The 18260-nt window shown below is 73.2% G+C and carries 16 protein-coding genes and 1 pseudogene; 12 read left to right on the forward strand and 5 right to left on the reverse strand.

Translation table 11 applies throughout. The features are described from left to right. The first annotated feature begins 1 nt into the window (after nt 1). From Sdi02f_RS16390 to Sdi02f_RS16400, 3 genes are all read left to right on the forward strand, one after another. On the forward strand, nt 2-790 hold the full coding sequence (locus Sdi02f_RS16390) for a serine aminopeptidase domain-containing protein (protein WP_030400414.1): 789 nt from the start codon (nt 2-4) through the stop codon (nt 788-790). 50 nt (nt 791-840) lie between these two features. Beyond that, a complete protein-coding gene (gene ssuE / locus Sdi02f_RS16395; RefSeq protein ID WP_030400413.1) occupies nt 841-1398 on the forward strand; it encodes an NADPH-dependent FMN reductase in 558 nt (185 codons plus the stop codon). Nucleotides 1399-1617: 219 nt separating this feature from the next. After that, nucleotides 1618-2538, forward strand: a complete 921-nt coding sequence (locus Sdi02f_RS16400; protein WP_030400412.1) for an SDR family oxidoreductase — start codon at nt 1618-1620, stop codon at nt 2536-2538. Between the two features lie 16 nt (nt 2539-2554). Here the strand turns inward: Sdi02f_RS16400 and Sdi02f_RS16405 are convergent, their stop codons facing one another. Continuing rightward, nucleotides 2555-3922, reverse strand: a complete 1368-nt coding sequence (locus Sdi02f_RS16405) for a phosphatase PAP2 family protein (protein ID WP_037798685.1) — start codon at nt 3920-3922, stop codon at nt 2555-2557. Between the two features lie 150 nt (nt 3923-4072). Here Sdi02f_RS16405 and Sdi02f_RS16410 point away from each other — a divergent pair, with 150 nt between their 5' ends. After that, the gene (locus tag Sdi02f_RS16410; protein WP_030400410.1) at nt 4073-4645 is read left to right on the forward strand and encodes a TetR/AcrR family transcriptional regulator; all 573 of its coding nucleotides are present in this window, start codon (nt 4073-4075) and stop codon (nt 4643-4645) included. Between the two features lie 42 nt (nt 4646-4687). Here Sdi02f_RS16410 and Sdi02f_RS16415 read toward each other — a convergent pair whose 3' ends face one another. Then, nucleotides 4688-6592, reverse strand: coding sequence for a glycoside hydrolase family 9 protein (locus tag Sdi02f_RS16415; protein ID WP_108933550.1), 1905 nt, complete (start codon nt 6590-6592; stop codon nt 4688-4690). Nucleotides 6593-6733: 141 nt separating this feature from the next. On the opposite strand from Sdi02f_RS16415, the gene Sdi02f_RS16420 reads away from it, so the two are divergent. Then, nucleotides 6734-7951: an AAA family ATPase gene (locus Sdi02f_RS16420; protein WP_108933551.1), complete on the forward strand. Its 1218-nt coding sequence runs from the start codon at nt 6734-6736 to the stop codon at nt 7949-7951. 20 nt (nt 7952-7971) lie between these two features. Then, the gene (locus Sdi02f_RS16425) at nt 7972-9621 is read left to right on the forward strand and encodes a vWA domain-containing protein (protein WP_037824574.1); all 1650 of its coding nucleotides are present in this window, start codon (nt 7972-7974) and stop codon (nt 9619-9621) included. A gap of 47 nt (nt 9622-9668) precedes the next feature. Here the strand turns inward: Sdi02f_RS16425 and Sdi02f_RS16430 are convergent, their stop codons facing one another. Beyond that, nucleotides 9669-10484 carry an SAM-dependent methyltransferase gene (locus tag Sdi02f_RS16430; protein ID WP_031082235.1) on the reverse strand — a complete coding sequence of 272 codons (816 nt, stop codon included), beginning with the start codon at nt 10482-10484 and terminating at the stop codon, nt 9669-9671. Nucleotides 10485-10564: 80 nt separating this feature from the next. Further along, a complete protein-coding gene (locus tag Sdi02f_RS16435; RefSeq protein ID WP_108933552.1) occupies nt 10565-11440 on the reverse strand; it encodes a Sco1979 family transcriptional regulator in 876 nt (291 codons plus the stop codon). 278 nt (nt 11441-11718) lie between these two features. Here Sdi02f_RS16435 and Sdi02f_RS16440 point away from each other — a divergent pair, with 278 nt between their 5' ends. The 3 genes and pseudogenes from Sdi02f_RS16440 to Sdi02f_RS16450 form a co-directional block, all read left to right on the forward strand. Beyond that, nucleotides 11719-12192: a hypothetical protein gene (locus tag Sdi02f_RS16440; protein WP_108933553.1), complete on the forward strand. Its 474-nt coding sequence runs from the start codon at nt 11719-11721 to the stop codon at nt 12190-12192. Nucleotides 12193-12328: 136 nt separating this feature from the next. Continuing rightward, nucleotides 12329-13522 (forward strand): glycoside hydrolase family 64 protein, encoded by a 1194-nt coding sequence (locus Sdi02f_RS16445; protein WP_030400403.1) that lies wholly within the window; start codon nt 12329-12331, stop codon nt 13520-13522. 97 nt (nt 13523-13619) lie between these two features. Then, nucleotides 13620-14471 (forward strand): annotated as a pseudogene (locus Sdi02f_RS16450) (glycoside hydrolase family 16 protein); the annotation flags it as partial. 46 nt (nt 14472-14517) lie between these two features. Here Sdi02f_RS16450 and Sdi02f_RS16455 read toward each other — a convergent pair. Beyond that, nucleotides 14518-14664: a hypothetical protein gene (locus Sdi02f_RS16455; RefSeq protein ID WP_037798681.1), complete on the reverse strand. Its 147-nt coding sequence runs from the start codon at nt 14662-14664 to the stop codon at nt 14518-14520. A gap of 156 nt (nt 14665-14820) precedes the next feature. Here Sdi02f_RS16455 and Sdi02f_RS36750 point away from each other — a divergent pair, with 156 nt between their 5' ends. From Sdi02f_RS36750 to Sdi02f_RS16465, 3 genes are all read left to right on the forward strand, one after another. Next, on the forward strand, nt 14821-14952 hold the full coding sequence (locus Sdi02f_RS36750) for a hypothetical protein (RefSeq protein ID WP_267714511.1): 132 nt from the start codon (nt 14821-14823) through the stop codon (nt 14950-14952). A 207-nt stretch (nt 14953-15159) separates the two neighbouring features. Further along, entirely contained in the window at nt 15160-17400 is a 2241-nt protein-coding gene (locus tag Sdi02f_RS16460) for an alpha-N-acetylglucosaminidase (protein WP_245962203.1), read from the forward strand. Nucleotides 17401-17405: 5 nt separating this feature from the next. Then, nucleotides 17406-18260, forward strand: coding sequence for a glycerophosphodiester phosphodiesterase (locus Sdi02f_RS16465; RefSeq protein ID WP_245962204.1), 855 nt, complete (start codon nt 17406-17408; stop codon nt 18258-18260).

Consider the following 18260-nt stretch of genomic DNA (forward strand, 5'->3'; position numbering starts at 1 on the left):
CATGACCGACCACACCGACCACCACGCCCCCGAGGGCCTGCGCACCCGCGGCACGGTCGTCGTGGTGCCCGGCCGCGGCGAGACCCGGGCGACCTACGGGCGGCTCGCGGCCCGCCTCGCGGCCGACGCCTACCGCGTCCGCGTCGTGGACGCGCCGGATCCGGAGGCCGGGGGCAGCGGGGCGCCCGACGGCACCGACGCCACGCTCACCCGCTTCGGCGCCCTGCTGGCGGAGGCGGTCGACGGCACCGCGGGTCCCGGGGGCGTCACGGAACCCGTCGTGCTGCTCGGCGCGGACGCGGGTGCCGCCGCGCTCGCCGCGCACCTCGGGCGGACCGGGCGGCTGCCGGGCGGCCGGCGTCCCGACGCCGTCGTCCTCGCCGGGCTGCCGGGACGTACGACCACCGCCGTGGGCACCTGGGACGAGGAACTCGACGTCCGCACGTCCTGCCCCGCGCACCGCGGCACGCTGAGCGACGACGCCGCGGTACGGCGGGGCTCGCTGGGCGAGGCACTCCCGGACGCGCTGCTCACGGCGGCCTACGAGGCCGAACTCGACATGCCCGCGCTGTTCCTGGTCGGCGACACGGACCCGCTCGCGGACCGGGACGCCCTGGTCCGTACGGCCAAGTCCCTGCCCCGGGCGCGCCTCTCGGTGGTCCGGGGCGCCCGTCACGACGTCCTCAACGACGTGCAGCACCGTTCGGTGGCCGCCGAGATCGTCACGTTCCTGGAGACCCTGCGCGAGGGCCTGGTGCCGGTGGTCGCCGTGGAGACGAGCCCCTGGTGAGCCGCGGGACCGCCCGCCCCTCCGAACCCCGACCGCGAAAGGGTGACCGCATGGCCGCCGTCCTGTCCGTTTCCGGAAGCCCCTCCCCCACCTCACGTACCGCACGCCTGCTGCGCCATCTGGACGACCGGCTGCGGCTGCACGGCCACGAGGTCACGCCGTTGGACGTCCGCACGCTGCCCGCGCAGGCCCTGCTGGGCGCCGACTTCCGGCACCCGGCGATCACCGACGCCGCCGCCCTTTTCGAGCGGGCGGACGGGGTGGTGATCGGGACCCCGGTGTACAAGGCCGCCTACTCGGGCCTGCTCAAGTCGCTGCTCGACCTGCTCCCGCAGTACGCCCTGGCCGGCAAGACGGTGCTCCCGCTGGCCACCGGCGGCAGCACGGCCCATGTCCTGGCCATCGACTACGCGTTGCGCCCCGTGCTCAGCTCGATGGGGGCGCTGCACATCGTTCCCGGCTGGTTCGCCCTCGACAAGGACATCACCGTCGGCGAAGACGGCACGACGCTCGTCGCCCCCACCACCGCCGACGCCCTGACCCGGGTCACGGACCAGTTCTCGACAGCCCTCACCACACGCACCACCAGCCTCGCCCCGACGGGGTGAGCGCCGCGCCGAGGACCGGCGGCGGCAACGCGCCGGAGCGCGCCCCGGGGTCCCGGAGCCCCGGCATCCCGGCATCCCGGCATCCCGGCATCCCAGAGTGATGGCAGCCGCTGTCATCGCGTGTTACGGTCGATGACAGCGGCTGTCATCGACGGTTCCCGTGGCGCGTGCCCGGTGGGACCGGCAGCCGGCGTGTACGGACATCTCTGGAGGAATCTCATGCGTGTCTTCGTCACCGGCGCCTCCGGCTGGATCGGATCAGCCGTCGTTCCCGAGCTGATCGGGGCGGGTCATCAGGTCGTGGGGCTCGCCCGTTCGGACGCCTCGGCCGAGGCGCTCACCGCGGCCGGGGCCGGCGTGGTCCGGGGCACCCTGGACGACCTCGACGTCCTGCGCGGCGCCGCCGCCGACGCGGACGGCGTCGTCCACCTGGCCTTCAAGCACGACATCGCGTTCTCGGGGGACTTCAAGGGCGCGGGGGAGGCGGACCGGCGTGCCGTCGAGGTGATCGGTGAGGCGCTCGCGGGCTCCGGCCGGCCGTTCACGATCGCGTCCGGGACCCCCGCGATCCCCGGGCACGTGGCGACGGAGCGCGACGGCCACGACCCGGACCTCGCCGCGGCCGCCCGGGGCGAGGCCCAGCACACCCGGGCCGCGACCGCCGAACTGACCCTCTCCCTCGCGGCCCGCGGTGTCCGCTCCTCGGTGGTCCGGCTGGCCCCGACCAATCACGGCGAGGGGGACAACGGGTTCGTCCCGGCCCTCATCGGGATCGCCCGCGAGAAGGGGGTCTCCGGCTACATCGGCGACGGCACCAACCGCTGGTCGGCGGCCCACCGGCTCGACTCCGCGCACCTGTTCCGTCTCGCGCTGGAGAAGGCGCCCGCGGGCTCGACGCTGCACGCCGTCGCGGAGGAGGGCGTACCCGTCCGGGTCCTGGCCGAGGTGATCGGCCGGCAACTGGGCCTGCCGGTGGTGTCCGTCCCGGCCGCCGAGGCGGACGCCCACTTCTCGTGGCTGGCGGGGCAGTTCGCGTCGAACCGGGCCGCGTCCAGCGCCCTGACACGGGAACTGCTGGACTGGCGGCCCGTCCAGCCGGGGCTCGTCGAGGACCTCGAACAGGGCCACTACTTCAAGTAGCCCCCCGGTCCCGTCCTCAGACCAGCTCGGGCTGCGGTTCCGCCGGGCGCGGCGGTTCCGGCTGCCGCGCGGGTACGGCCTCCGACTCCCACAGCCGGGTGGTGCGCACGTACCCGAGGACCATGGAGGCCGTCGCGAGGACGAGCAGCGGCCCGGCGGCCCACGGGTACGCGGCCATCTCCTGCGGCAGGTACCGGTACGACACCAGCAGCGCGACGAACACCGCGGTGCCGTACCCGACCAGCCGGACGGCCGCACGGTCCCAGCCCCGGGCGAACGCGCGCATCGCGGCCTCGACGGTGAGCGCGAAGACCACGCCGGCGACGAGGTCGGCGCCGTAGTGGTAGCCGAAGCCCAGCGTCGCGGTGAGCGTGGCGACCAGCCAGAAGGCGCCCGCGTACCGCATGGGGCGGGAGCCCTTGCGGGAGTGGATGAAGAGCGTGGTGGCCCACGCCGTGTGCAGGCTCGGCATGCAGTTGCGCGGGGTGATGTCGTCGAACGGGATCGCGTGCGGCGCGCCGCCCGGCGGCAGGGTGTCGGGCCACACGTGGGCCAGCGCCCACTGGCCGCCGTCGGCGCCGTAGGCGAAGACCGGTCCGACGACCGGGAAGACCATGTAGACGGCGGGCCCGAGCAGGCCGATGACGAGGAAGGTGCGCACGAGGTGGTGGCTCGGGAAGCGGCGCTCGACCGCCACGTGACGCAGTTGGTACAGCCCGACGAGCGCCGCGGCCAGCGGCAGCTGGCCGTAGACGAGGTGGAGGACGTGACCGCCGACCGGTTCGGTGGCCTCGACGAACCGGCCCACCAGCCAGGAGGGGTCGCCCAGCGCGTGGTCGGCGGTGGCCACGTACGGGTCGAGCACCGCCTTGCGGGTCTCGGAGGTGATCAGCAGCCAGGTGTCCCCCGTCTTGTGTCCGGCCACCAGCAGCAGGCCCAGCCCCGCCCCCTTCAGCAGCAGGGCCCGCTCAGCGCCGGTGCGGCGCGTCACGGCGACGACCGCACAGCCCAGGACCACCCACAGCGCGCCGTTGCCGAAGTTCATGTCGGCGCCGGCCGCCCAGCGCACCAGCCAGAACACCACGTCGATGCCGATCGCGGCACCGGCCGCGACAAGGCGCTGCCGCCAGGTCAGCACCACCGTCGTCAGGGCGAGCCCGGCGTACAGCAGCGGCCCGGAGTCCGGGGCGAAGACCACCTCTCGCGCCTGCTCCGTGATCGGGCCCCGCACGCCGTAGTGGCGCGCGGCGAACTCCAGCGCGACGAGGAAACCGAGGGTCACCACACCCGCGGCGGTCCACAGCACGGCCCGCGGCCGGCGCCACGCGGCGAGCAGGGGACCGGGGTCTCTGCGCGAGGATATTCGTGAGGGTGTGGTTTTCACTTGTTCGGCCCGTTTGCTAGGGATCGACCACGGAGGACGCTCGTACGGTTCGTCACGAGTTCGAACATGCTAACGGCACCGCTTGCCTAAGCATCTTAGGCAAGCTCATAATCGTCTCCGGCCGACGGACGACCGACGCGGAGGACGGGTGTGGCCCGGGCAGGACTGACGACCGAGACCCTGATCAGGGCCGGGGCCGAGACGGCCGACGAGATCGGCTTCGAGCGCACCACCCCCACGGAGCTGGCCCGGCGCTTCGGCGTCCGGACGGCGAGCCTGTACTCGCACGTGCGCAACGCCCACGACCTCAAGACCGGGATCGCGCTGTTCGCCCTGGAGGAGCTGGCCGACCGTGCCTCCGAGGCGGTGGCCGGCCGGGCGGGCAAGGACGCGTTGGTCGCCTTCGCCAACGTCTACCGCGACTACGCCCTCGAACACCCGGGCCGCTTCGCCGCCACGCAGTTCCCCCTCGACGCGGAGGCGGCGGCGTCCAGTGCCGGAGTGCGGCACGCCCAGATGTCGCGGGCGATCCTGCGCGGCTACCACCTGACGGAACCGCACCAGACCCACGCCGTGCGCCTGCTGGGCAGCGTCTTCAGCGGCTTCGTCGGTCTGGAGGCCGCGGGGGGCTTCAGCCACAGCGCCCCCGACTCGCAGCAGAGCTGGACGGAGATCCTGGACGCCCTGGACGCCCTGCTGCGGACCTGGCCGACCACGTCGTGACCCGCCCCGGCCCGGGCGCCACGGCGGTCCGCCTCCGCCGCCTCAGGACCGCGCGGCGGTCAGGGAGAGGGCGTACAGGGCCGTCGCGGTGAAGTCGTCCGCCGGCTCCACCGTCTGCCAGGCCCGCACGTCGTCGACGTAGCCGGCGCCCCGGCCGTCGAACGCGGCCCACGGCGCGTCCTCGGGGGCGTAGGAACACGGCCGGGCCCCGTCGAAGGCCTCCGGTTCCTTCAGCAGTTCCGCGTCGTTCGGACCGTTGACGACGGCGCCGCGCAGGATGTCGCCGCGGCCGCTGCGGCTCATGGCCAGGTTGGCGACCTGGTGCTGGAGGCAGTGCGGGAAGAGGTCGCCCGCTCCCACGACGAAGCTGGTGCCCCAGGCGTTGGCCCCGAAGACCCACGCCCGCTGCTGCGCGGCGAAGTCGTCGTAGCGGCGGTCGCCGGTGACGCGGGCGTACAGTTCGGCGGTCGCGAGCAGCCCGAAGGTGTTCGGCACCGCGTCGAAGTCACCGGGGACGACACCCGAGCGGAAGGGGTCCTCGGCCGCGCGTTTCCTCCCCGTCTCCACCTGCCGCCCCAGCTCCGCCGTCAGCGCGGCCGTAAGGTCCGCGCCGGGGTCCGCCGAGGCGAGCACGTCGGCGTGGGCGAGGGCGCTGACGTCGGCGGGGCCCAGCGGGCCGCCGCGCTCCTCCCGCAGGGCCGCACGGGCCCAGGTGGCCGCCTCCTCGCGCCACCGCGGGCCCCGTGCGTCCCCCAGGGCCTCGGCGCCGCGGGCGAGTTCGACGGCCGCCCACTCCATGTCGTCGCGCCAGGTCTGCTCCGGGTAGTAGTCCGCGGGCGTCGTGGTCACCAGGGCCCCCTCCCCCGGTCGGGTGTCCGCCCGTGCGTAGACGGCAGCCGCCTTGTCGAGCCACTCACGGGCCTGCGCCGGGCGCTCGGCGGCCTCGGTCTGTGCCGCGAGGGCGAAGGCGGCGCCCACCCGGCCGGCCAGGTTGGGACTGACCGGCTCCCCCGGCCCGTTGGCCCGGAAGACGGGCCGGTACTTGATGAGGTAGTCGGCGTCCCCCGGCGCCACGGTGAGCCGGTCGTCCTCCTCGGGCAACCGCCACACGTCGTGGTCCCCGCGCACCTCCCCGGCGCCGGATCCGAGCCCGACCTGCGCGTAGAGCGTGCCCGTCTCCCCGTCCCACATCCTGTCCAGCCACCGCAGACCGTGGCGTGCCTCCTCCCGCAGCCCGGGCACCGAGGGGGTGTCGCGGACGGTGGTCAGCATCTGCGCGACCACGTACGACGCCGTGTGCGTGAACTTCAGGAAGTCGCCGGCGTCGAACCAGCCGCCCGACACGTCCACGGTCCCGGCGGTGTGCGACGGCTTCGGGGCCGGCGTCGTCCCGTCGGCCGCCGAGGCGGTGCGCGGCATCGCGTAGGTCCGGGCCCGCGCGTCGGTCAGGTGCGAGGGCACCCGCCCGGTCGCGTCGGTCAGCACGTCCTCGCCGTCCCGCTGGGTGCTGAAGAACCGCACGCTGTCGGCGCGCAGCGGGTCCAGCAACTGCCGGGCCGGTGCCACCCGGAAGCGCACCCCGGGGTCGCCGTCCGCGCCGACCAGGCGCAGCCGGTAGGTGCCGGCGCGGTCGAGCGGGGTGAGGTCGACGGTGCGCACGGCGCCGTACGTGCTGTTCCAGCTTCCGAGCGAGGGACCGAGGCCGCCATGGGCCGCCGTGTTCCCCCGCTCGTCCAGCACCTCGTACTCCGCGTCGGCCAGCCGCTTCCCGTCGCCCATGACGTAGGCGACCTTCTGCTCGCCGCTCACGTATCCGACCTGGTTCACGCGGAGGGCCACCGGCGCGTCGCCGCCGCCCCCGGAGCACGCGGTGAGACAGCAGGCCGCCAGGACGGAGGCGGTCACGGCCGACACGGCGCGGGCCGGCGGCGGGAAGACACGGTTCATGGTGCACAGTCTGGTCGACGGCGGCACCCGGCTGCGGGCCGAGGTCCCGAACCGGGGCACGGGGGCCGTGAGAAGGGCCGTTCGGGCGGGATAGGCTTCCGACCTGCCAGCCCACCCGGACCGTCACAGGAGGAGTCGGCCATGGGCCCACAGGACCCGCGGGAGACGCCCGCCGCACCGGACACGGCCGCGCGGCTCCGGGCGATCGGCGACGAGCTGTCGGACCGCTTCTACGAACGTGCCGACGTCGTACGGACGTTGCTGGTGACGCTGCTGGCCGGTCAGCACTCGCTGGTGCTGGGGCCGCCGGGGACGGCCAAGTCCGAGCTGGCCCGGGAACTCACGGGCCGGATCGTGGGCGCGTCGTACTGGGAGATCCTGCTGTCCAAGTTCACCGCGCCGACGCGGATGTTCGGGCCGGTCGACGTCGCCGCGCTGGCGCGCGGGGAGTACCGCCAGATCTACGAAGGGCGTGCCACCACCGCGCACGTCGCGTTCATCGACGAGATCTTCAAGTGCTCCACGGCGGCGCTCAACGAGACGCTGGGCTACCTCAACGAGCGGATCTACCACCCCGAGAGCGGCGGCGAACCGGTGCGCTGCCCCCTCATCGGGGCCATCACCGCGAGCAACGAACTGCCCGAGGGCGAGGACACGGCGGCGATCTACGACCGGCTGCTGGTGCGGATCGAGGTCACGTACCTGGAGGACCCCTCCAACTTCGCCGCCCTGGTCCGCTCCGCCGTCCGCCGGCCGGCGGCGCCGAAGCGGACCACCGTGGAACTGGCCGCGCTGCGGCACGCCGTGGACGAGGCCGTCCCCGCCGTCGAGGTGCCCGACGCGATCGTGGACGCGGTGTGCACCCTGCGGGCCGCCCTGCGCCGCAAGGAGCTGATCGCCTCCGACCGCCGCTGGCGGCAGGCGGTGGGCCTGCTCCAGGCCTCCGCGTACCTCGACGGGCGGCCCGCGGTCGCCGAGAGCGACCTGACGGTGCTGACCCACGTGCTGTGGGACTCCCCCGCCCAGCGCCCGACCGTAGAACGCGAGGTGCTGCACCTGGTCAACCCGGACGCCAAGGAGGCCCTCGATCTGGCCGACACCATCGACGAGCTGGAGACCCAGCTCGACGCGATGGCCGGGCAGTCGCGCGAGGCGCTGAGCGAGTGGGTCATCAAGAAGGCCCACAACCAGTTGGCCACGGCGGGCCGCCGGCTGGAGAGACTGCGCGCGGAGGCGGTGGGCGCCGGCCGCTCCACCACCGCCATCGACCGGATCGCCGGGCGCCAGCGTGCCGTCCGCGCCCGGGTCCTCACCGAGGCCCTCGGCGTGGACGCCAGCACGGTGCAGGCCCAGCTCTGAGCGCCGGGACCGACGGCACCGTGGGCGACGGGACGAAGGCACACCCGGACACGACCGGCGGCGGGGCCCGCACGCGGCTCGACGCGCTGACGGACCGGGCCGGAACGTGGCTGGCCCGGTCGGCCGCCGGCGCTCGCACAGGGCACACCGGCGCCGTCGTCGCGGACCGTTTCGACCGCGCCACCTGGCACGACACCTACGAGCAGTCCGCCGCGCTGCGGGAGCTGGCCGCCGAACTGGACGCGCTCCACCCGCACACCGGCGACCTCCTGACGGACGCCTTCCTGGCGGCCTACAAGGCCGCCCCGCGCCTGCGCGACGCCACCGGGATGGAGCCTTCCCGGATGGTCAACCACCGCATCGTGGCCGCACTGCTGGAGTCGCCGGAGTTCGCCGCACTGCACCGGGAGACGGCCGGCGACCCGTACGCCGCCGCCCTCGCCGTGCTCGCCCAGGGCGCCGCGCTGCGCCGGATGCTGGACGACGCCCGGCCCGCCCGGGACCGTGACGAGCGCGCGGACATGGCGCGGCGGGAGGCCGGGGACGCGGCATCCGCCGTGGCCGAGGCGCTGCGGCAGGCCGCCGAGGCGGCCGACGAGGACGGCACCGTGCCGCAATCGGCGGCCGACGCCGTACGACAGGCGGTCGACGCCGCGGAGGCCGCTGCGCGCAGGGCCGCCGACGGCGCCGGTCAGGCCCTGGCCGCGGCGGTCCCCGGCGTCCGTGCCGTCGCGAGGGGCGCGGTGGCGAAATCGGCGGCGGCCGCCCGCGAGGAGGCCGCGCTGATGCGGGCCTGGGGCGTCGGTCCCGGCGAGCTGGAGCGGATGCCCTTCGGCGAACGCGCCCGGCTGGCCGAGCGGCTGCGCACCGGGCGGCTCGCCGGATGGGCCCGGCTGATCGGCCGTTTCCGGCAGATGGCCGACGGCGAGCGGGCCCGCAAGGTGGAGAACGCCACCGGAGAGCTGATCGGGGTCACCCTCGGCGACGACCTGTCCCGGGTCGTCCCCTCCGAGCTGGCCAGTCTCGGACTGCCCGAACTGCGGGCGGTGTTCGCCGCGCGGTACGCCGCCGGCGAGCTGATGCTCTACGACAGCCGGGGCGAGCAGTCCACCGGCCGGGGCGCGGTCGTCGCGTGTGTGGACACCTCGCACTCGATGTACGAGGCGGGGCCGGGCGGCATCACCCGGGAGGCGTGGGCGAAGGCGTGCGCGCTGGCGCTGCTGGACCAGGCCCGCCACGAGGGGCGCGACTTCGTCGGCATCCTCTTCTCCGCCGCCGACAGACTCCGGGTCTTCCGCTTCCCGGCCGGCCGCCCCGCCCCTCTCGCCCGCACCCTCGACTTCGCGGAGACGTTCCTCGGCGGCGGCACCAGTTACCAGCGGCCCCTGACGGCGGCGGCGGAACTGCTGGAGGAGGAGTTCAACGACACCGCCCGCACGCGCGGGGACATCGTGATGCTCACCGACGACGACTGCGGCGTCACCGAGGAGTGGATGCGCGGCTGGAACGCGGCCAGACGCCGGCTGGGCTTCCGGGTCTTCGGCGTGGGCATCGGCTCCCCGCGGGTCGCGGCGGCCGGGTCGGTCCTCGAGGCACTGTGCGACAACCTCCGTTCCGTCGAGGACTTCACCGACGTCCACGCCGCCGCCGACCTGTTCCGCGTCATCTGACCCGGGAGCCCGGCCCGGCGGGCGGGCCGGTCGGGTCGGCCGGGTCGCTACGGCTTGCGGGCCACCGCCCCGTACATCGCGACGTCCTCGTCCCGGATGCCCTGCTCGCCGGTGCCGTCGGGATGCCACTTGTGGACCTGGACGATGCCGGGTCCGGCCAGCTCCAGGCCCTCGAAGAACTCGTGGGCCTCCTCCATGGTCCGCAGCCGCATCGGCATGCCGCGGGCCGCGTACTCGCCTGCGACCCGGCCCACCTCCTCGGGGGCGAAGTCGGCGGTGCCGATGGTCATCGCCAGGTAACTGCCCGCGGGCAGCGGCTCCAGCAGGCGGCGGACGATGCCGACCGCGTCGTCCTCGTCCAGGACGAAGTGGACGATCGCGATCACGGTGAGCGCGACGGGCCGGCTCAGGTCCAGGGTCTTGCGGAACTCGTCCGACTCCAGGACGGCCTCCGGGTGCTGGAAGTCCGCCTCGATGTACGTCGTGCGGCCCTCGGGCGTGCTGGACAGCAGGCCCTGGGAGAGGGTGAGGACGATCGGGTCGTTGTCCACGTAGACCACCCGTGACTCGGGGGCCACCGACTGCGCTATCTCGTGCAGGTTGGGCGAGGTGGGGATGCCGGTGCCGATGTCGAGGAACTGGCGGACACCCGCCTCCTCGGCCAGCCATCGCACCGCGCGGTTCATCCAGTCCCGGTTGGCGCGCATGTGGACGGGGAAGGCCGGCCATTCCCGCGCCATCGCGTCGCCCGCCTCGCGGTCGGCGGGATAGTAGTCCTTCCCTCCCAGGATGTAGTCGTAGATGCGGGCCGAGTGCGCGTGGTCGGTGTCGATCCGGTCGGCAGGCCATCCGCTGTCGGACAACGTGCGCCCCTCTCTCCGTCGGGTGGTGCGGTACGGGTGGACTCTCGGTGGCGGGCTCTCGGTCTCGGCTCCCCGGGTGCTCACAGCTCCTTGCGCAGCGCGCCGAGGAGTTCCTCGGTGCCCCGGGCCGGCACCGCCTGGGCGCCCAGGCGGTCCAGGGCCTCGCGGTAGACGACCACGTCGTCGGCCTTGTCCAGGTAGACGGCGCCCACGAGCCCGCCCAGGTAGACGATGTCGGGCAGTTCGGGCGCCCGGAACCGGAACAGGTCGAACGCGCCGGCGCGCATGGCGGGGTGCGGTCCGGCCGCGAACGGCATGATCTGGAGCGTCACATGGGGCAGCCTGCCCACTTCGATCAGGTGATCCACCTGCTGCCGCATCACCTCGACGCCGCCGACGGGCCAGCGCAGGACCGTCTCGTCCATCACCACCCACAGCCGGGGCGGACGGGGCCGGGTGAGGATCTCCTGGCGCCGCATGCGCAGGGCCATCCGCCGCTCGGTGGCCACGGAGGAGGCGTGCGGATTGCCGGCGCTCAGCAGGGCCCGCGCGTAGGCCGGGGTCTGCAGCAGGCCGTGCACGAACCCGGACTCGTAGGCGCGGATGTGCAGGGCGGCCTGCTCCAGGCTCAGGTACGCCGCGAACCAGTCCGGCATGACGTCGCGGTAGGTGTGCCACCAGCCCCGTTTGTTCGCCTCGCGTGCCGACTTCAGGAAGGTGTCGATCTCCTGCCGGTCGTGGACGCCGTAGGTCTGGAGCAGTTTCTCCACGTCCGGAAGGCGCAGCCGGGCCACCTTCGCCGCTTCGAGCCGGCGGATCGTGGAGTGGCTCACCCCGATCGCCTCACCGGCCTGTTCGAACGTGAGACCGGCGCGGGTGCGCAACTCCTCGAGCTGCCTGCCGAGGATCATCCGCAGCACGGAGGGGGCGCCGCCCCAGTCGGTCTCCGTGGTCACACCGTCTCCCTTTCACCGTCCCGCGCCCGGTCCGGACACACGAGTCTGACACGGGCGCCACCTCGCCGCAGGAGCATGCCTCCACGTACCTGCAATTTTCAACTTGGTGGTTGCGCACGGTTGTTGACGGGTGACAGAGTGACTCCACCGCCCCTGCCCTTCCTCAACCGACGACCAGCACCGTCCTGTCGCGGACTCTTCCCCCCTCCCCTCCCCCGGGACGGTCGCGCGCGACCACGTTCTCCTGCCGTCCGTCGCGGCCAAAGGACACACCCCCCATGGATCCGCAGCACACCCGTGACCCACGTCCGTCCGAGACCGCCGGCCGCGACCCCTCCCGCCCCTCCGGGGCCGCGGCCGGCCCGCCCGGCCGACACGGTCCGGTCCCCGCCTCGCTCCGTCTGCCCGCGGGAGTGCGCGCCGGACTCGGGCACGACGCCGTGGGCACCTCCGCCTCCGACGGCGAGCGCATCCTGGCCCGACTGCCCCGCGCCGGCTGCGTGTTCGCCGAGGGGGAGCGCTGGTGGTGGATCGTCCCGTCCGGCTCCGACATCGGGGTGACGTGGCCCTTCGGCACCCACTACGTCACCGGCGACCCGTCCTGGGCCCGTCCCCGGCCCGCGGACCCGCCGCGCGGTCCGCTTCTGGTCCACGGTCCCGACGGCGACTCGCCCTACACCGCGCCCCTGCCGCTGTACTTCGTCGTCTGCCGGCTCGCCGGTGTACCACCGCACTGGTCCTCGCCCCTCTGAGGGTCCACGCCAACTCCCGCCGCCCGCTTCACCTCTCGAAGCTGGAGGCTGTTCTTCCGATTGATTTCGTTCATCTTATTGACATGTGCAGGGAAGGACTACAACGCTGCAAGTCCCCCACACCAAGGAGGACCGTGTGCTTTCCCCACGCAAGCTGACGGCGTCCCTGGCCGTCGCGGCGTCGATCGGCGCCGTCGCCGTCGTCGTCGGGCCGGCCGAACCGGCTTCGGCGGTGCCGGAGACCATCCCGCTCACCCTGACCAACGACTCGGGCAGCGCCGAGCAGGTCTACGTGTACGTGATCGGCACCGAACTCGCCTCGGGACGGCAGGGATACGCCGACGAGAGCGGCGCCTTCCACGCCTGGCCGGCCGGTGGAGCGCCGCCGGTCCCGGCCCCCGACGCCTCGTTCACCGGCCCCGCGGACGGCGGCTCGAAGACCGTTCGGCTTCCGAAGTTCTCGGGCCGGGTCTACTTCTCGTACGGCAAGAAGCTGGACTTCCGGCTCGCCGAGGGCGGTCTCGTGCAGCCCGCCGTGCAGAACGCCGACGATCCCAACCACGACACGCTGTTCAACTGGACGGAGTACACGCTCAACGACTCCGGGCTGTGGATCAACTCCACCCAGGTGGACATGTTCTCGGCCCCCTACTCCGTCGGCCTGACGGCGGGCGACGGCTCCGCCAAGCAGACGGGGTCGCTGAAGCCCGGCGGCTACAAGGCGGTCGCCGACGGTCTCACGCAACAGGGCGGCGGCTGGGAGGGTCTGGTCCAGACCCGGAGCGACGGCTCGCCGTTGCGGGTCCTGGCCCCCGGCCACGGCATCGGCTCCGGCGACCTGCCCGCCGGCGTGATGGACGACTACATCGACCGCGTCTGGGCCAAGTACGCCGGCGAGACGCTCACCGTGACGCCGTTCAAGGAACAGCCGGACACCAAGTTCTACGGCAGGGTCAACGGCGACAAGATGGAGTTCACCGACGGCGGCGGCGCGGTGGTGACCTCCTTCGACAAGCCGGACTCGGACTCGGTCTTCGGCTGCTACAACAAGCTCGACGCCCCCAACGACCAGGTGCGCGGCCCCATTTCGCGGACCCTGTGCGCCGCCTACAACCGCTCCACGCTGCTCACCGCCGCCGAGCAGCCCGACGCCGACGCCTCCGGCTTCTACCAGGACGGCGTCACCAACCACTACGCCCGCCTGATCCACGCGCAGATGCGGGACGGCCGGGCGTACGCCTTCGCCTTCGACGACGTCGGCAACCACGAGTCGCTCGTGCACGACGGCGACCCCAAGGACGCGGCGATCACGCTCGAGTCCTTCGGCTGACCCCGGGCCGGCCCCACCCGCCCCGGACCGCACCACCTTCCCCCCACCTCGGTGCCCGCTCCCCTTCCGTGGGAGCGGGCCCACGGAACGGAGAGACATGGCATCCCCACGACTGCTCCGCAGCTGCCTTCTCGCCACCTTGTCCGCCACCCTCGTCGCGGCCGCCGCGGTGACCCCCGCGCAGGCGGAGCACCGGCCCGGGCCCGCGGCCGCGGTGACCTTCTCCGACACCTTCGACGGGCCCGCCGGATCCGGCGTCGACGCCGCCAAGTGGCAGCTCGAGACCGGCGACAACGTCAACAACCACGAGCGGCAGTACTACACGCCCGGCACCGACAACGCGAAGCTCGACGGCGAGGGCCACCTGGTCATCGAGGCACGGCGTGAGAACCCGGGCGGCTACCAGTGCTGGTACGGCACGTGCGAGTACACCTCCGCGCGCCTGAACACCTCCGGCAGGTTCACCGCGACCTACGGCCACGTCGAGGCCCGGATGAAGATCCCGCGCGGGCAGGGCATCTGGCCGGCGTTCTGGATGCTGGGCCAGGACATCGGCGAGGTCGGCTGGCCCGCCTCGGGCGAGATCGACGTCATGGAGAACGTCGGCTTCGAGCCGTCGACGGTCCACGGCACCCTCCACGGCCCCGGCTACTCCGGCTCGGGCGGCATCGGCGCGGGTTACACGCTGCCGGGGGGCGAGGCGTTCGCCGACGCCTTCCACACCTTCGCGGTGGACTGGGCGCCGGACAGCATCACCTGGTCGGTCGACGGCAACACCTACCAGACCCGTACGCCGGCCGACCTGAACGGCAACGAGTGGGTCTTCGACAAGCCGTTCTTCCTCATCCTGAACCTCGCGGTCGGCGGCTACTGGCCGGGCGACCCCGACGGCTCGACCACCTTCCCGCAGCAGCTGGTGGTCGACGAGGTGAAGGTGACCACGAGCGAGGGCTGACGGCCCCCGCTCCGGGCGCCGGCCCGCCCACGCTCCCGTCTCAGAGGGAGGTCGTGCGGGCGACGTCGGCGCCCGGAGCATCCTCGTCGGGGGCCGCCGGAGGCGGGAATATCAGATCTTCGAGCGCGTCCGCGCCGAAGAGGAAGGCCATCATCACGACGGGCAGGAGCAACGCGAGCAGAATCACAGGACCTCCCGTTGGGTCGGTCTGTGGGCTTCGTGGCCCGGCTTCCAGCATGGACCCGAATGGCGGAACTCGCACGGCGGGCGGTCGGGCGTCGGTCCTGGCCTCGGGGCCCGCCGGCGGTCCCGCATTGCCCCACCCACGAAGAGCCCACTCCGCGTGACCGTCTTCGCGAGCGCGGGCCCGGAGTCCTTCCTCGCGCACGTGGACCTGCACGTCGGCGAGCAGACGGACGACCTCGCAGACGTCGCCGCCGTCGGGACCGCTGGAATCGGTCGGGTCGAGCACTGAGGGCCATCGTCCCCGGCGGCGGGACGCAGTGCCTCCGGACCTCCGGACCGCCGGACCTCCGGGACCGCGTGGGTCGCCACCGCGCACTGGAGGTCATCCTCACCGTGGTGGCCGAAGACCCACCCGAGCACGGCGGGGCTCCCTTGACGGGCTGGTCGCCCGCCCTCATATTCACCACCACCCCCTCGACAACCCCCAGAGGTGACCGTGAGAGGCCTCAGACCCTGGGCCGCCGTCTGCGCGGCCGTCGCCTTCGCCCTTCTCACCACCACGCTCACCCCCACCCCCTCCCCCGCGGCGCCCCCGCCGGACCGGGCGGCCTTCTCGACGCACTCCGCCAGGGCGGCACTCGCCCGTCTGCTGCCCCGGCACGCCTCGCAGTTCACGCTGGTTCCGGTACGCCGCTCCGGCTCCGGCGACTGGTTCGGTGTCTCCGGCCGCGCCGGTCACGTCCACGTCAGCGGGACCAGCCCCGCCGTGCTCCTCGGCGGAGTCGACTGGTACCTCAGGTACACGGCCAAGGTGGACATCGGCTGGCCCGGACGCAGCACGGCGAAGCTGCCGCGCACCCTGCCCGCACCCGAGGGCACCGTCCGCCGGCACGCCTCGGTGCCGCACCGTTTCGCCCTCAACGACACCGACGACGGCTACTCGGGCGCCTACCGCGACTGGGCCTCGTACGAGAAGCAGATCGATCTCCTCGCCCTGCGCGGCGTCAACGAGGTCTTCGTCCAGATGGGCGCCGACGCCGTCTACTACGAGACACTCCAGGAGTTCGGTTACTCGGAGAAGGAACTCAGGGCCTGGATCCCGGGCCCGGCGCACCAGCCGTGGTGGCTGATGCAGAACATGTCCGGCTTCGCCGGTCCGGTCTCCGAGCGGCTGATCGCGGACCGGGCGGCGCTCGGCCGCAGGATCGCCCACCGCCTGCGTGAGCTGGGCATGACGCCCGTCCTTCCCGGCTACTACGGCACCGTGCCCCCGGGCTTCACGGAACGCAACCCCGGCGGCACGGTGGTCCCGCAGGGCGAGTGGGTCGGTTTCGAGCGGCCCGACTGGCTGGACCCGCGCACGGAGGTGTTCGCCCGGGTCGCCGCCGCGTTCTACCGCCACCAGCATGAGCTGTTCGGCGACTCCACCATGTACAAGATGGACCTCCTGCACGAGGGCGGGCGGCCGGGCGACGTCCCCGTCGGCGACGCCGCCAAGGGCGTCATGCGGGCCCTGCAGACCGCGCGCCCCGGCGCCGTCTGGACCCTGCTCGGCTGGCAGAAGAACCCTTCGACGCAGATCATCGACGCCGTCGACGAGAGCAGGCTGCTCATCGTCGACGGGCTGTCCGACCGCTACGACGGGCTCGACCGCGAGACCGCCTGGCACGGCGCGCCCTACGCGTTCGGCACCATCCCGAACTTCGGCGGTCACACCACGGTCGGCGCCAACACCGCTGTGTGGGCCGAGCGTTTCGACCGGTGGCGCGCCGAGCCGGACAGCGCGCTGGCGGGCATCGCGTACCTCCCGGAGGGCACGGGCGGCAATCCGGTCGCCTACGAGCTGTTCACGGAACTGGCCTGGCGGACCGAGCCGGTGGACCACTCCGCCTGGTTCGCGGCGTACGCGGAACGCCGGTACGGCGGGCCGGACCCGCACGCGGCCCGCGCCTGGGAGCTGCTGCGCACGGGCCCGTACAGCATGCCGTCCGGTACCTGGAGCGAGGCGCAGGACAGCCTCTTCACCGCCCGCCCCCGGCTGACGGCCACCTCCGCGGCCAGTTGGAGTCCCGGCGCCATGCGCTACGACCCGGACACGGTGCGCGAGGCGCTGGCGGAGCTGCTGAAGGTCGCGCCGGAGCTGCGGACGACCGACGCCTACCGCTTCGACCTGGTCGACGTCGCGCGCCAGGCCCTGTCCAACCGCAGCCGCTCCCTGCTGCCCGAGATCAAGGCCGCCTACGACGCCGGGGACGTGTCCCGGTTCCGTGCGGGGGCCGCCGAGTGGAAGGACGACCTGATGCTGCTCGACCGGCTGCTCGCCACCGACTCCCGGTTCCTGCTCGGCCGCTGGCTCCGGGACGCCCGGTCCTGGGGTCGCACCGCGGCGGAGCGGGACGCCGCCGAGTTCGACGCGCGCTCGATCCTCACCACCTGGGGCCACCGTTCGGGCAGTGACTCGGGCGGTCTGCGGGACTACGCCAACCGGGAGTGGTCCGGTCTGGTCCGCGACTTCTACGCGGTGCGCTGGACGACGTACCTCGACTCGCTCGACACGGCGCTGGTCACGGGACGGCCGCCGGCCGCCGTCGACTGGTTCGCGTGGGAGAACGCCTGGAACCAGCGGCACGACCGCTATCCCGTGGAGCCCTCGGGCGATCCCGTGGCGACGGCCGCCGAGGTGCTCGCCGCCCTGCCCGCACCGGTTGCGCCGGCCCCGGCCGGGACGGCGCGGTGAGGCGCGTGCGCGGCAGAGCCGCCGGGGCGGTCGCGGCCGTGCTGAGTGGTCTGGCGCTGGTGCTGGCGGTGTCGCCGACGGCCGCGCACGCCGCGACCGGCCCCGACGTCATCGCCCACCGCGGCTCCTCCGGCATGGCACCCGAGAACACCGCCGCCGCCATCGACCTCGCCGTCCGCCAACACGCCGACCACGTCGAAATCGACGTCCAACGCACCAAAGACGGCACACTCGTCAACTTCCACGACTGCACCCTGCAACGCACCACCAACGTCGAAGACCTCTACCCCAACCGCCCCACCTACCGCGTCTCCGACTTCACCTGGAACGAACTCAGCCGCCTCGACGCCGGAACCTGGTTCCACGACGACTACACCGGCGAACCCCTCATCACCCTCGACACCGTCATCCAACACCTCCAGCACACCCCCACCGGACTCCTCGCCGAAATCAGCCCCTGCAGCCAATACGGCACCACCCTCGCCACCGACCTCGCCCACACCCTCAAAAACAAACCCCACTACGTCCGCACCGCCCTCGCCCGCAACAAACTCGCCGTCCAGTCCTTCCAGACCGACGACGCCCACACCTTCCACACCGCACAACCCGACATCCCCATCGGCATCCTCGACGCCGACCGCCCCACCGACACCGAACTCCTCCAACTCAGCCAATGGGCCGACCAGATCAACCCCCAGCACACCATCACCGACCAAACCCTCGTCGACCGCATCCACCAACTCGGCATGACCGTCAACGTCTGGACCGTCGACGAACCCGGCGCCATCCGCACCATGACACGACTCGGCGTCGACGGCATCATCACCGACTACCCCCAAACCCTCACTCAACGGCCCTGA

The sequence above is a fragment of the Streptomyces ardesiacus genome, assembly GCF_003112575.1.
GTDB lineage: Bacteria > Actinomycetota > Actinomycetes > Streptomycetales > Streptomycetaceae > Streptomyces > Streptomyces ardesiacus.